General features: G+C 42.0%; 13 protein-coding genes and 1 pseudogene. 1 reads left to right on the forward strand and 13 read right to left on the reverse strand.

All coding sequences use genetic code 11. From position 1 onward, the window contains the following. The 10 genes and pseudogenes from MKX68_RS25060 to MKX68_RS25105 form a co-directional block, all read right to left on the reverse strand. The gene (locus MKX68_RS25060) at positions 1 to 348 is read right to left on the reverse strand and encodes a YolD-like family protein (protein ID WP_091029881.1); all 348 of its coding nucleotides are present in this window, start codon (positions 346 to 348) and stop codon (positions 1 to 3) included. Then, positions 345 to 1,562 (reverse strand): DNA polymerase IV, encoded by a 1,218-nt coding sequence (locus MKX68_RS25065; protein ID WP_445669445.1) that lies wholly within the window; start codon positions 1,560 to 1,562, stop codon positions 345 to 347. Before MKX68_RS25065 ends, MKX68_RS25060 begins: the two co-directional genes overlap by 4 nt. Positions 1,563 to 1,926: 364 nt before the next feature. Next, a complete protein-coding gene (locus MKX68_RS25070; protein ID WP_340914452.1) occupies positions 1,927 to 2,814 on the reverse strand; it encodes an RCC1 domain-containing protein in 888 nt (295 codons plus the stop codon). A 191-nt stretch (positions 2,815 to 3,005) separates the two neighbouring features. Beyond that, positions 3,006 to 4,937 carry a fructose-1,6-bisphosphatase gene (locus MKX68_RS25075; RefSeq protein WP_340914453.1) on the reverse strand — a complete coding sequence of 644 codons (1,932 nt, stop codon included), beginning with the start codon at positions 4,935 to 4,937 and terminating at the stop codon, positions 3,006 to 3,008. A gap of 264 nt (positions 4,938 to 5,201) precedes the next feature. Then, positions 5,202 to 5,918, reverse strand: a complete 717-nt coding sequence (locus MKX68_RS25080; RefSeq protein ID WP_340914454.1) for a class I SAM-dependent methyltransferase — start codon at positions 5,916 to 5,918, stop codon at positions 5,202 to 5,204. A gap of 65 nt (positions 5,919 to 5,983) precedes the next feature. Next, positions 5,984 to 6,415, reverse strand: a pseudogene (locus MKX68_RS25085) (substrate-binding domain-containing protein); the annotation flags it as partial. Positions 6,416 to 6,605: 190 nt separating this feature from the next. Beyond that, positions 6,606 to 7,646: an NADH:flavin oxidoreductase gene (locus MKX68_RS25090; protein WP_340914455.1), complete on the reverse strand. Its 1,041-nt coding sequence runs from the start codon at positions 7,644 to 7,646 to the stop codon at positions 6,606 to 6,608. Between the two features lie 206 nt (positions 7,647 to 7,852). Next, a complete protein-coding gene (locus MKX68_RS25095; RefSeq protein ID WP_340914456.1) occupies positions 7,853 to 8,428 on the reverse strand; it encodes a TetR/AcrR family transcriptional regulator in 576 nt (191 codons plus the stop codon). 96 nt (positions 8,429 to 8,524) lie between these two features. Next, complete coding sequence (locus tag MKX68_RS25100; RefSeq protein ID WP_340914457.1) at positions 8,525 to 9,088, reverse strand: GNAT family N-acetyltransferase; 564 nt, start codon at positions 9,086 to 9,088, stop codon at positions 8,525 to 8,527. Between the two features lie 555 nt (positions 9,089 to 9,643). Next, positions 9,644 to 10,618 (reverse strand): phosphotransferase enzyme family protein, encoded by a 975-nt coding sequence (locus tag MKX68_RS25105; RefSeq protein WP_340914458.1) that lies wholly within the window; start codon positions 10,616 to 10,618, stop codon positions 9,644 to 9,646. Between the two features lie 863 nt (positions 10,619 to 11,481). On the opposite strand from MKX68_RS25105, the gene MKX68_RS28740 reads away from it, so the two are divergent. Next, a complete protein-coding gene (locus MKX68_RS28740; RefSeq protein ID WP_445671130.1) occupies positions 11,482 to 11,796 on the forward strand; it encodes a DUF5808 domain-containing protein in 315 nt (104 codons plus the stop codon). Between the two features lie 306 nt (positions 11,797 to 12,102). On the opposite strand, the gene MKX68_RS25110 is transcribed toward MKX68_RS28740, so the two are convergent. The 3 genes from MKX68_RS25110 to MKX68_RS25120 form a co-directional block, all read right to left on the reverse strand. After that, a complete protein-coding gene (locus MKX68_RS25110; RefSeq protein ID WP_340914459.1) occupies positions 12,103 to 12,804 on the reverse strand; it encodes a hypothetical protein in 702 nt (233 codons plus the stop codon). A gap of 128 nt (positions 12,805 to 12,932) precedes the next feature. Beyond that, positions 12,933 to 14,285, reverse strand: coding sequence for a sensor histidine kinase (locus MKX68_RS25115; RefSeq protein WP_340914460.1), 1,353 nt, complete (start codon positions 14,283 to 14,285; stop codon positions 12,933 to 12,935). Positions 14,286 to 14,356: 71 nt separating this feature from the next. Then, positions 14,357 to 15,064, reverse strand: coding sequence for a response regulator transcription factor (locus tag MKX68_RS25120; protein WP_340914461.1), 708 nt, complete (start codon positions 15,062 to 15,064; stop codon positions 14,357 to 14,359). Between the last annotated feature and the right edge of the window lie 46 nt (positions 15,065 to 15,110).

A 15,110-nucleotide genomic window follows, 5' to 3' on the forward strand; every position in this document is an offset into this window, starting at 1 on the left:
TTACACGCCTCCTTCTTCAAGTTTTACAGCGACCAATTGATCAAAATCGACCCATTCAAATCCATTCTCCATTTCAATTTTGATTTTCTTTCCAAAGGTACTGACTGAAGTGACGATCCCATGTATATACCGATTGCCTGACTCAGTAAATATTTCAAAGGTGGCTTGCAATGTATAATTGAGCGACATATCTATATTCTGAGTAATAATCTCCCACTCATCTTCATGGATCAGTGGTTTCGCTTGATAATGAATTTGAGTACGATGCTGTATAATTCGTTCTTTATGTTGTGGAAGCATCATGCGGCTCGATTCCCATAATCCATTGGCCTCCAGTTTTTTGCTCATTTATAATGCCCCCCAATTTTAGATGCTCGATCGATCGCTTGACCCGCAGCCGTAATGGAGCTCGCTCGTAGAATGGCAATGTCGCCAAATCGATCCTTAATGTCGTCCATCACCTGATCAATGGCCCGTTTCTGCTCTTGATCATCAAAAAAAGATAGTTGATATGTATCCGCGTTGGATAATTGAGACAGGGATACGCCTACACGGCGCACAGGTTGCCCATCCCAGTGTTGATGAAATATGCGTTTGGCTATCTTGCATACATCAACGGTTATGTTTGTAGGATCAGACAGTTTAACCTGTCTGTGAAAACCAGTGGGGTGGTCAAAATCCGCTCCAGACACACTTACGGATATGACACTACCCATCAGTCCCTTTTTACGGGCTCTTCTGCACACTTCTGTACAGATATCGAGGATAACTACTTCGATCTCCCAAGCCTCTATGAAATCTCTAGGCAGGGTCATTCCGTTTCCGATATCCTTTTGTGTACTGTGTGTGTTGACGGTTACCGGTGAATTGTCGAGTCCATTTGCAACTCGCCAGATGACTTCTCCATTAACACCCCACTTACTTCTTAATTTGGAAAGAGGCGTATTCGCCAGGTCTCTAATGGTTCGGATGCCCATCTTCCACAGATGTTTTTCCATTCTTGAGCCAATCCCCCACATATCACGGATGGGCTTATCTCCAATATGGAGGTGTAACTCCTCTTTCTTTAGATGGAAAATGCCCCCCTCTGCTTTTTTAGCGATCATATCGCAGCACAATTTACTGATGATTTTGTTTTCACCAATGCCAGCTCTCGCGTAAACGCCTGTTTCATTATAGATTTTGTCTTGAATTTGCTTGGCCAAATCGACTGGATCATTACCGAATAGATGCATGGACCCTGTAAAATCAGCGAATAATTCGTCTATACTGTACGGTTCGACCAGATCGGTGAACTCCTCAATAATGGACATGATTTGAGTGGATACTTCGATGTATTCTTGCATGTGTGGTCTCACAATGATCAGTTCAGGGCACTTCTGAAGAGACTGCCAAAGTGGTTCGGCGGTAGATACACCCTTCGCTTTGGCTAGTGGACAAGCAGCAAGAATAATTCCAGAACGTCTTGCGGGGTCTCCAGCGACAGCTAATGGTCTATTTTTGTATTGAGGCATTTTTGCCTTTTCAACTGAAGCATAAAAGCTCTGCATATCAATGAGCATAATGGTTCGTTGCTTAGTCAACACTGAAATCACTCCTGTACATTTAAGAACGTATGTTTGTATATTATAAACCGAACATACGTTCTTTATGCAAGAGGTAAATATTTATATTAGGCATACGACGAAGTGATGGATTCAAATCATACTAAGACACACCAGCTTCTCCATCATTTGAACTCCCACCTGTAACCACAGTTTTCATTCTCCTGACTTAAATGCGAAAATACTTGAATATGTAATTAAGGATGCTATTCAAAAGCCAATGCACAAAAAGCCGCTAAATTAGCGACTTCAATTGGATTATGTTCTTGTCCCGAGACAAATAATAAAAGCAGTCGACATCAGCTGCTGCTTTCTTAGTATTTTATTGTTGGATGCTACTCCATCCACTTACATCACATTGTCCATAGTCATTATCACCCACAGCAACCATCGTACCATCCGATTTCAGTCCAATCGTATGGACACACCCCGCCGAGATAGCTCTAATTTCGTGCAAGCCACTTACATCACATTGGTGATGTTTATTCGAACCCACAGCAACCATCGTCCCGTCAGACTTAAGACCAACGGTATGATAACTGCCCGCTGCAACTGCTACAATATCGCGCCAACCGCTTACGTCGCATTCACCTTCATTATTTCTACCCACAGCGACTACCGTGCCATCCCATCTAAGCCCAACAGTATGCAGATACCCCGCCGAAACAGCTAATATGTCGCCCCAGTCGTTTACGCTACATTGGTTATACTTATTGTTACCAACGGCTGTTACCGTTCCGTCTATTTTTAGACCGACTGTATGCCAGTCACCCGTCGTGACCGATACAATATCATGCCAGCTGCTCACGTTGCATTCCCCTTCATTATTTCGCCCCACCGCAACCACGGTGCCATCTGATTTAACCCCAACCGTATGGCACCAACCTGCCGAAACGGTTACAATATCGCGCCATTCGCTTACATTACATTGGTCATGCTTATTCCAACCTATAGCTGTTACAGTCCCATCAGATTTAAGACCAACGGTATGGGCATTACCGGTATTCGTAGCCATATGAACATTACCCGCTGCAACTGCGACGATATCGCCCCAATCGCTTACCTTACATTGACCATATTTATTATCACCCACAGCTATTACTGTTCCGTCAGATTTAAGAGCAACGGTATGACGACGACCGGCCGCTATGCTACAGTTACGGAACCGTTTCGTCTCAAACACTGCTTCCTTCCGTGAATTGTAGCCCATATCTTCCTCCTCTCCGCCAATTGAAAATCCTCGTTTAGTTCAACTGTAAGTCATAAAGTTTGTTGTTAAATCGCACTTTAACAAAAGAAAGGCTCGCACAGGCAGGGGATTCTTACTTCCCTGCCCAATACGAGCGTTTACTTCAAATGCACTCAAACGGTTGATCCAGGTGTGTATTTTTAGCAATCGTTTCATTTCATGTAGCGATATTCTAATAGATCCTTCAAGTTTGAGATTTTCCGCAGCAGCTTCTCCCCGACATTGGTTTCCCTCACCAGCTTCCGCTCCAGTTCTTTGTCCACCAATCTTTTTAGAGATAACACGTCTGTTCCGTTACATAACACATCTTCTTTTGAATTAAATTTCTGATGGGCGACGAGCTGCATACCAAAAGAATTGTACAGCAAGGTATATCCGGCAATGCCCGTTGTGGACTGATAGGCTTTGGAAAAACCGCCGTCAATCACGATCATTTTTCCGTTTGCTTTAACAGGGCTCTCTCCACGACTTTCTTTGACTGGCGTATGACCGTTAATGACATGTCCATGATCTGGATTCAAATCAAACTCCTGCAAAATTTTTCGAGTGATCTCTTCATTTTCACGTAAATGGTAGTAAGGGTTCTTTCTCTCCTTATGTGCTTCTTTATCTTGGATAAAGTACCGTTCAAAAGTGGTCATTTCTCTCTTTCCAAAGAGCGAGGAACATTCCCCTGTCCAGATGTACCATACCATATCCGTCGCCAGATCTTCTGTCTCTTCCGGATGTGCAAAGGCGTAACGTAAATAATCCTCAAAAACATCAAGCAATTGACGGCCGGCATATGTCTTGTCTTCAATCTGCATTTCTTCCATATTTCCTTCTTCATCCAAAGGAATACAACCGTGGATTAACAAATTCCCGTTGTATTTTAAATAAAGGCTACCCTTTTTCATAAGAAAATTCATATGTCTGGCCATCTTTTCGGAATGCTGAACGGAAAACAGCAGCTTTTCCATCACCTGGCGTTCTTCCTCCAGCAATTGTTCAGGCTTCTGCGGATTTATGGTTGCAAAACAGGTGTTTTCCAGCAGGTATGTTTTACCGCAGATGTTGATTTCATTTTTGTCGTAATCAATCTGCTCCAGCAAAAGTCTTTCAGACATATTAAAGTATGGGCGTCTCTTGATAATCGGGATTTCAAGTTTAAACTGAATCATGGCAATGGCTTGGTGAATTTTCGTGATCTGCAGAATTTCCTGCTCCGTTAGGTTATGACCAGCCTGTAGCTTAGGTCTGAAAGATGGATTGTCCTCATAGTATTTCTCAGCCAGGTTTAGCAGTGGGCGCAGATTGATTCCGTATACATCTTCGATGATATCCAGATTGTCGTATCTGGCGCAGATCCGAATAATATTCGCAAGGCAGGCCAGAGAACCCGCGTAGGCTCCAATCCAGAGGACATCATGGTTACCCCACTGAATGTCTACAGAATGGTAGTTGATCAGTGTATCCATAATTTTATCGGGGTACGGCCCCCGGTCATAGATATCTCCAACTACATGAAGATGGTCAACCACCAGGCGTTGAGTCGTATAAGCAAGGCCGATAATGAGATTGTCCGCCTGGCCCAAGGATATAATTTGCCGATATATTTCCTCGTAATAAGGATCCTTATTGTTGGTGGAATCCGTCTTGTATAAAAGCTCTTCTACAATATATACATATTGCTCCGGCAGAGCTTTACGCAATTTTGAACGTGTATATTTTGAAGAGGCATAAGAAATAAGCTTAAGCATGTGTTCAATCGTTAGTCTATACCACTGGTTCAAAGCCTGTTTATTGCTCAGTTCCCCTATAACCAGCTGTATTTTTTCTTCCGGGTAATAAACCAATGCCGCAAAATCATTGATTTCTTGATCCGTCCAAACCTCCCGGAATAATTCTTTGATTTTCTCTTTGACGGTACCCGAACCGTTTCTTAGTACATGCTGAAAAGCCTGGAACTCCCCATGCAAATCACTGACAAAATGCTCGGTTCCCTTCGGGAGATTGGAGATCGCTTCAAGGTTGATGATCTCTGTTATGATTTTTTCTTCCGTATCATATTTCTGGGCCAATAAATCTAAAAATTGCTCATCCAAAACAGATGTCCCCCTTCAAGGAAGTATGGTGTTGTATAGCCGGGTCCAAAAGCTTTAGACCTACATAAAATTACTCTATACTTGGCATTGATTATATGGTAATTATCAGCATTGCCTTCCCCCATCATACTCCAGTTCATCATATATGAACAAATTTCATTGAATGGATTTTGAACGAAACAATGTTTGTAAAAATAAAAAAGCCGCTAAAATAGCGACTTTCATTGGGACCATGTTCTTCCCTCGACATTTTTTAACTAACTGCTATTTTACACAATGAAAAATAAACGATCTATTCTCAGAATGTGCTTCTTTAAACTCCCAATCACCATATGTTTCAATTTTTGAGAAACCTATTTGTTTCAGCGACTCATCGAATTCTTCTTGATTTCGAAACCTCAGCTGCATTTTTTCATGAACTAACACTTCATCTGTTTTTGTATTTTTTACCATTTCGTAGAAAGTGTAAATATCTCCCTCAAACCCTTCATATTCTGTATAGATTTCTAAAGGATCTCCGTTTAGTCTATCTTTAGCTAAGTCAGGAGTTTTGTCCTTCTCCCATTCTTCCCATACTTTTACCAAAGGGTTTCTTGTATCAAAAATAAAGTGACCCCCATTTTTTAGGGATCGGAATACGTCCGAGATTACCCGCTTCCAACTATCATCTGTAAGAAATACCTGTGCAACATTGGCTGTCATAATTACCGCATCATAGGTATTGGTTTGTAAATCCGCACTATCACCTATAATCCAATTCACATTTCCAGAATTATCTTTACTTCTCGCCATTTCAATCGCTTCTTCATTGGGATCTATAGCGGTAATTTTATAACCGCACTGAACAAGATGAGTAGTCCATCTTCCTGTTCCACAGCCCAGATCAGCTATAGATTCTACTTGTAATCTCTTTAACAATGCAAGGAAAAATTCATCATCTTTTCCCCAATGGTTAATCTGGTCATATACAAATGGAATCATATATAATGTCTCCCCACTTTCAACAACGTTTACTGTGCTCAACAGTTTGATGCCTCATACATAAACTATACAGTTTTAGTCTCATTCAGTGAACCAATAACTTCCCTGGTTGCTTCTATGAAAGATAACATGATTGGTGAAAGCGACTTGTCTTTATGCCACAACATCTGTGTATCTACCTGCAAGTCCGGAATTTGCCATGGGAGGACAACAAGTTCTCCACGTTCAGCTTCAGATTTCGCGACGATCTCAGGAAGAAAAGCAATACCGATTCCTGAGATTGCACATTGTTTAATGGCTTCAGCACTTTGAAACTCTAATTATGTAATGCTATCAATACCCTCTTTCTCAAATGATCGATCAAACATCGTTCGATATGGACAACCCTTCTCATTTGTCAGGAACACTTCATCATGAGAATCTTCCAATTGCAGCACAGTTCGTTTGGCGAGTGGGTGATCTGGAGCAGTTAACAATCGGAAATGTTCTTCCAGCAATTCTCAATTCCGAAACTGAAACCTCTGCCAGTCTCATTTCTATGGCTTTCATCTTTAATTCTACCGGATAACTCACTCTGGTTGCCATTACAAACACACCTCCAAGATGATTTCCCCTATCTTACGACAAGGTTTCATTCTCTTGAAGGTGTGTTTGATTAATACATATTCCTAATGATTATAACTACAATTAAGTAAGTACAGTCATCGCCTCTCTTGTGAATGGAACCAGATCATCAGTACGTCCTTCTTGAATTTTCTTAGCCCATTCAGGGTCGACTAGAAGAGCACGGCCTACAGCAACCAGATCAAACTCATCATTCTGAAGTCGTTGTACCAATCCCTCGATACCGACGTTACTTGCGCCTTTACCTTCTGTAAACAGACTTGTAAAGTCACCATCAAGACCAATCGATCCAACAGTGATTGTCGGTTTACCAGTGAGTTTTTTGGTCCAACCAGCAAAATTCAGATCAGACCCTTCGAATTCCGGCTCCCAGAAACGGCGTGTGGAACAGTGGAAGATATCGACTCCAGCTTGAACCAACGGTGCGAGAAGCTGCTCCAGTAATTCCGGTGTTTCAGCCAATTTAGCCTGATAATCATCTGTCTTCCACTGAGATAAACGCAGTACAATAGGGAATTCCGATCCCACTACTTTACGGCAAGCCTCAATCACTTCAACTGCAAAACGTGTGCGAGCCATCATATCTCCACCATAACGATCCGTACGAGAGTTGGTTTTCTCATACAGGAATTGGTCGATCAGATAGCCGTGTGCTCCATGGATTTCAACACCATCGAACCCAACGCGTTTCGCTTCTGAGGCTGCTTTTGCGAATTCCTGAACGATTGTAGCAATCTCAGCTTCCGAATAATCATTAACATGACCTTTGGCTCCCATATGCCAGATCTGTGGAATAATTCGACCGCCAGCTTCATGTACTTCAGATACAACATGTGCCCAACCATTCATTGCAGCTTCGCCATAAAAGTGCGGCACATTGGCTTGATTGGATGCATCCGGATGATTAATTATTGTCCCTTCTGTCACAATAAGCCCCACTGCGTTCTCTGCTCTGCGGCGGTAATAGCCCGCAACATTCGAACCCGGGATACCGTCCGGAGAAAATTGACGCGTCATTGGCGCCATCACGATCCGATTGGATAACTTCAAGTGACCTAACTCTATAGGTTGGAACAATACTTCTACGGATTGAGAATAATTCATAATAACCTCCACATATTTCGTTTTATATAAATTGACCTAGGAGATGTTAAACAGCAACCAGCCTGGTTAACAACTAGACGTTACTTTCAAATTGAATCAATACACGATCTTTATCGAAAAGCCCCACCTCCTTCAAGGTTTCGTGGTGTATTAATCCGACTTCAATTATTTTTGACTTCGTAGTCAAGAATTTCACAAAAAAAAGATCAAGACATGATCATGCCAAATGAAGTACGCAGAACCGTCTCGATCTGTTCACGGGATGAACCTGATTTCTCCATAACTCTCACACCAAGGATGGTGTTATTTAGATAAGATGCAAGCTCCATACTCGTATACCGGTTGGAAATTAACTGTTGTTTCTGGCCACTACTTATGATCTTCTCTAATACCAGTTGAATCTCTTCTGCCATGAGCTCAACTTCGCGTGTGACCTGCTCGTCATCTGTTCCGAATTCAAGTGATGCATTCACAATTAGACACCCTTGGCAGCTAGTTTCATCGTCTAAAAGGGAATATCGTAAGGTATCCAGTTTATCAACGGGAGACGAATCCAGGGTTTCAATCTCTTTCAGTTTCGCTATAACCTGTTCACGGTAAAGTGCCAGCGCCTTCAGGAACAACGATCGCTTGTCTTTAAAAACACAGTACAAACTTTGCTTTTTGACTCCTGTAGTACGCGTAAGGTCCTCATAAGAAGTTGCTTTGAAGCCTTGATTCCAGAATACTTCCATAGACTGGTGTAATACACGATCGACATCAAATTCTCTTGGTCTGCTCATGGGATTAATGTACCAGTTATTGACCATGCAGTCAAGAATTGATCATTTTTCATCCTAATCTCTACGGTCATTTCCTGCAGGTCCATTGAATGCGGTCTAACTCTTCCGGTAAGCAACCTTGTGAAAAGCATTGATATAACGAAACAGTGCTTCACCATCATCAGGCACATGCATACTTGTATCCATTGGCAGCATCATTGCCTGATACGGCTCCGGCACCATTCTATATTGATGGACATAGGAGGTTAGGATGAACCCGTTGCGTTGCCAGAACTGAATGCGTTCCTGATGAGCCTCCGTTGTCCCGAACTCCGCCTCGATAATCATACCTTTGATCCGGTGTTCCCTTAACGCCCAGGCTCTGAGCTGCTCCAGCATCCAGGTCCCTATGCCCAACCCGCGCAGCTTCTGTTCAACCGCGAGGTAATCGATGATCAGAATGCGGTCCGCAGCCTTCCCCTCCAGTCCAGTAACAGCCATCGCAACCACTTCACCATGATGCACGCCCATGTGTAAATTACCAATTTTCCGGTCCAGCATACTGCGCAGAATCGCTTTTGTCTTAGCACCGCTTTGAAAAGCCTCATGATAGATTCGCTCCATCCGCGCCCACAATGCTTCATCCCACTCCTCTATAGTCGTAAACTCTAATTCCAGCATTTCATTCGCCTCCAGCTTTAATTCAGATTTATCGTGATCACCCTTCTCTTGCCTGACGATAGGCACTCTACTGCCTAGTTCTTTTATACTTCCTTTGACGAATTCTGCGATTCTGAAGACTGTAGCATGTCTTTAATCTTAAAAGTTTATGTTTTTTATCGTTCGCATACCTGGCGTATATTCACAAAATTCATCTATCCTGCCCGTCAGCGTAATAAGCATTAACTTTTAATATCTTCTTTAGTCTTTTGTCTATATCGAATTATGGAAAGAGGTAAATTAACTATTCCAAGAATAAAAGAAGAGCCAATGGATATCCATTGAGATATTGAAGGATAATTCGGTTTTCCGTCTCCTACAGGTCCTATTTTGGGTTGGTGGCTATCCCACAAAACATATAAGAGACCAACAGCAGGTAACAATATGCAAATTACACTTGCAACTATATGTAACACATACTTGTTCAATCCTACCCCTCCATTTATTGTATTCATGTCTTAAACTCTGTTTATATTATAACGTTATCTAAAACGGGAAATTACACTAACCTGCCCCTTAGTTTAACAAAAAATTTTCTCCTTTAAGATATTTCCTAAAATAGTTTTCAATAACTGATGGAAAATTTGCCGCTAAGGTTTGTTGTTCATTTGGATTTAGAGAATGGAATGCGAAAGTCCTAATGATTGACCAAATAAAAAATGCTTCTAATAACTCGACATAATTCTCTTCCAGTTGATTTACTTTGCTATACGATGAAATAAATACTTTCCTATTATCTGGTGAAAGATGCAAAAATGTTTCAGCCATATCAAATAAATAAAAGCCATAGCCACAATTCGAAAAATCTATAGGTTGAGGAGTATCGTCATAAAATACATAGTTACTCTCATGAAGGTCAGAATGAATAACTCCCCAGTTACTTGGCAAACGTTTATGATGTTGTATCACATTTGCTATTTTATGTGCTGACTCTTCCACATGAACAAACACTTCACTTGAGATAAGCTCTAAATTTACTAACTGTTTTAATTGATGAAGTGATGAATATAAATGATCAGAATTGTATATTGGTCTATTAAAGCCGTCAGGTGCATTCCACTGCATAGAATGTTTATGTAGAGCCGCCATTAAGAGAGCCAAATTTTCAGTTTCATTACTTGTTGGCTCTCTTTGAAGTACGCTTCCATGAATCCAATGATGAATAGTCACCATGATTGTATTTTCGCTAAGATGAGTTGATATTTCTGTTACCAGATCACCTTGAAGATTTCTGACAGGTGCAGGTACGACGAGATTTGTATCTTTAACCAAAGCTTCAAGCCAAATAAGCTCTGATGTGATATTCCCTTTTGATTGAATGGAGATCGTTGAGATATGGATTTTGATAAGAAACTTTTGATTAGCATCGTTGGTCTGAACTTGAAATGTAACATTATCACTCTTTCCGAGATACACAAGTTTTTCCCAAATGATAGGGTATTGATGTATAGCTTCTTTTGCCACCTTCGCATAATCCTCTTCAGAAAGCATAGTATCCACTCCAGTTAATGTGATTTTTACTTCACAATTTTACCAAGTGAACTTTATTGTATGGTGATAAAAGTTGATTATAACTAAGCTTTACTGCGTTGTCAGATGAGTTCGCTGCGTAGCCAAAAGATCTGAATAAATGTTAATTTAACCCATATATCCACTAAAATCGATTATAATTAACTTATATTCAAGTCGATTACTTACCCTAAGTTAAAACGATAAACATCCGCAAAAAGACATAGTGATGCATCGCATATGCTCTAAAGGTTATAGAGTTTTCGAATACATACTTATGTATAAGAGGAGGCGAATGATATGACGATATTGCCTGTTATAGTAATGATCCTTGTATGTGTACCTACCATTGTACTCATGGTAAGCATGCCTTATTTAACAAGAGAGACGATTAGTTTTGGGGTCACCGTCAGCGCTTTACAATTTCACAGCGAACCTCTGCGCCAGATGCGGAAGTCATATGCTAGGATTAGTGCTACCTTGCAAACCATCCTATTCATTGTTTGTATCATCTGCCTAATATACGGTGATGAACATTCCAAGCAACAAAGTTGGATCATTGTCACTTATTCACTCGCCATGGTCGTAATCTCCCTAGTCATAAACATTAGCTATCATTTCAAAATGAAAAGTTTACTGCCTATGCTACCTATTGCTCTGGAACTATCGATCATGGCAGTGGACACTGGTTTTCGGAAAAGAAACATTAGCTTGTCTAGTAATTGGTTCCTCCTGATCCGAACCGTTCCATCAGACAAGACGTAACTTTCCGCCGTACTTGGTCAGGTTTTATGATTACAGCAAGCTTCTTAATAGTTATCCTGTTGTCCGTCGTGCAACTAAATATGATATCTCTGCTTAACATCAATTTCGCTATTCCCATTGTCCTAATCATAATAGCCTTTATCATCCTATACGCCTTAGCCTTATCGTTCTGGGCTGGTCAGGGCGGAAGCCGCTTGGAGCAATCGGCAGATCGCTCCAATTTCAGACCTGTCCGTGATGATGATAAATGGCTATTAGGTATAATTTATTTCAATCGCAAGGATCCAAACCTAATCGTCGAGAAACGATTCGGAGTCGGCTGGGGATTAAATTTCGGTCACCCAGTATGCTGGCTGATTTTTCTCGGAATTATCGTACTGTTAGTTGTCGTGTAACAAGGCTTGGAAGTTAGTACTCGCCGAAGTATTCTAGCTAGGGCAGACCTGTGGCGTGATTCGACTTTGATGTTATGCCGGTTGATCATCAATTAGGTATAGACCTAATCGGTAATCGGACCAAGTTCTTGTTCATTCCGGCAATCGGTACAAGTTCTTGTCCTTTGGCTCAGGACACAAACTTGTACCGATAAAATAAAAAAAGCCGCTAAATTAGCGACTTTCAATGGGATCATGTTCTGCTCCCTCGACACTTTTACCACAAACAACAAAAGTTCTATTGCTTCTTATGTTCATCACTTGGAATTAGTCCAGAAGGCTGTAGATCTGAATGCTCTCCACCTTAGCATCCTTGATATGAAACGACATCACATCCACATAATTGGAAGGCTCGTAACGGAAGTCATCCTCTTCATCTGGCGCTCCATCACCAAGGAGTTTCCCCTCAGGGTAGGCGTTTTTGAGTGTATCCAGGCTGTCTCCTGCTTTAATGTTTCGGACTGTCGCATACTTGGGGTCTGTGATTTCAATATGAAAGATGGAGTCTTGTTTCCCCTCCGGTATACTGATTGTTTTAATCTCCAGACCAGGATACGTGTACACTTTTTCTGTAAAACCGATTAACGTATCCATGTTTGTTCCATCGTCGGCACTGTACGTATGAGATTTCAGGTTATCCGGTTTACCCAGCATCTGTTCCATCTGATCTTCATTCGCTGTATCCGAAATCGCAATGGTGTGCTCATTATAGACAAAAGCAAGCTCTTTCAGCACCACATTTCCTTCCTTTTCCATCGAACCTTCTTTAATAGCTTCAGTACCCTTTTCTTCCGAATTTTCTGAAGCAGGCGCACTAGCATTTGTTGCTCCTTCACCTTTGCTTTGTTCATTCGCTGTGTTCTGTCCGGTTGCTGGAGATGTAGCATCATTGGACTGACAGCCTGTTAATGCCACCGTTAGTAAAGCACCTAGTACGATAAAACCTGCAGCTTTCTTTGTTAACTTCATCATGATCCCTCCATAAATGTGTGATTTGTTCTTATGAAGTGATTATAAATAAAACATTTGTTAGTCTCATAACAGAAATGTACCAATCTTGTAACGTTACCTATTTAGGCTTGGGTTTAGATGCAGGTCTACGCACGAGGCAAAACAATCGTAACGGTCGTACCTTCCCCGATTTGACTTTCCATGTCGACATATCCATTAAACCGCTCTACAATCTCCTTGCAAATGGAAAGTCCAAGACCTGAACCGTTCGCTGTGCTTGCATTTTTCGCCCGGTAAAAACGTTCCTGCACTCTCTCCAGCTCATCGCCCGCGATGCCGATCCCTTGATCACGTATCCGTATAACCACCTCACTTGGCGTATGCTCCATCTCTACTTTAATCTGTGAGTGACTTCCTGAGTATTTGATGGCATTGTCCACAAGGTTGGCGATTGCATGGGACATCAACATTGGATTGACCTCGGCGTAGACTCTTGTCAGACCTCCATCTGCCGATCCTCCCTCTACTTTGCTAACTTTGATCTCGATCCCTTTATCCTTAGCCTTGGCAACCATATTCGTTGCAACTTGCTGAATCAGTTCGTTCATTTCCGTTTTCTCGACTTCCAGTTCGTTAGAACCAGCCTTGTCGAATCGGGATAACAACAACAGTTCATTAATCAAGCGTGTCAGCCGATCCGATTCCTGCAGCAGATGAGCATAGATTTTTTGCAGCTCCTTGTCCTCGTTTTCCCCTTCAACCAAGTATTGAGAGAAACCACGAATGGCTGCCAAGGGTGTTTTTAACTCGTGAGATACGTTGGAGACAAATTGTTTCTGGTACTGAATGTAATCATGAAGCTGCCGCCCCATGGAATCCAGCCCATCTGCCAGCATGCCCAGCTCATCCTTCCGGTTTAGATGAACTCTCCGAAACTCCTGTCTAGAGAAACTTTGCGCAGCGCTAAGCAACAGTTTAATCGGCTTGGTTGTGTTGCGTGCAATCCACAGACTGGATAACGTAATCAGTACAATAAATCCGCCTGCACCCGCAAACAGGATATAACGGATTTGATCCATAATCGCATAAAAGTAGGAAATATCCTCCACGAACTCATACACATAAGCGTTTTCGTAGAATTGATCCTGAATGGGAGTGGCAAAATAAAGCAGATGATCTTCCGTGACGGTGTAGGCATAACTGCCGCTCAGGGCTTTCTCAATATTTTTTTCGAAAATAAGAGGTTTGCCATCATTAATGATGATGCCATCCACAGCCAAGCCCAGCAACTGCTTGGAACTGTCATAGATACGTACTTCCTTGCCCGAAGCTTTCAGCTTCTCCAGAGCAAGTCTGACAATTTCCTTGGTCTGGGGCTCTCCTGAAGATGACCTATGCTGAGATAACACCTCACGGAAGGACAACTCGGACAGATCCGCTTTCTCCATCATCTGTTTCTCAATGGTAATGAAGCTGTAGTAATCGATGGCTTTATTCACCGCAAAAATGATGATGCCAAAGGACAGTACGGAGAAAAATAAATAATTCAGCAGTAACCGGGTTGCATACTTCAGGCCTCGCCACCTCCAAGTTGATAGCCAAATCCATAGATCGTCCGGACATACTTCGGTTCGTCCGCGTTATCCTCCAGCTTCTTCCGTAATCGCATGATGGTCATATCCACACTGCGACTGTCTCCCATAAAGTCATATCCCCATCCGATCTGCAGCAGCTCATCCCGGGTAAAGATTTTGTCTGGCCTTTTGAGTAACGTTTCCAGAATTTTAAACTCTTTGGCCGTTAAAGACACGGGTACACCGTTTTTCAGCACCCTGCGGCTTTCCAGATCAAATGTCAGCTCTTCATGAATGATGCGTGTAGATTTCATTTCTGATCCTTCACTTGATTCCTCCTTGCTCTCGTTTCTTCTCAGAATCACCTTGATCCGAGCGAGCAATTCACGATTGTCAAAGGGTTTGGTCATGTAATCTTCCGCCCCTAGCTCTAGTCCCAGCACCTTGTCGATTATCTCATTTTTGGCAGAGAGCATGATCACAGGAATGGCACGCTTTCCGGTTATTTCCTTACACAAGTCATATCCAGAGCAGTCTGGCAGCATCAGATCAAGTACGACTAAATCGGGTTGAAAAGAGTCAAGCAGCTGCAAGGCTATTTTACCGTTTTCTGCGGTTTGCACATCGTAGTTTTCTCGCCTTAGCACCAGCTCAATTAAATCTCGAATTGCGATTTCATCATCAATGACTAGGATTTTCTTCAACTGTACACCCCTATCTAGTCTTGTTTTCACCAGCTTCAATCAATTA

Origin of the sequence: Paenibacillus sp. FSL M8-0212, from assembly GCF_038004645.1 — a bacterium.
Lineage (GTDB): Bacteria > Bacillota > Bacilli > Paenibacillales > Paenibacillaceae > Paenibacillus.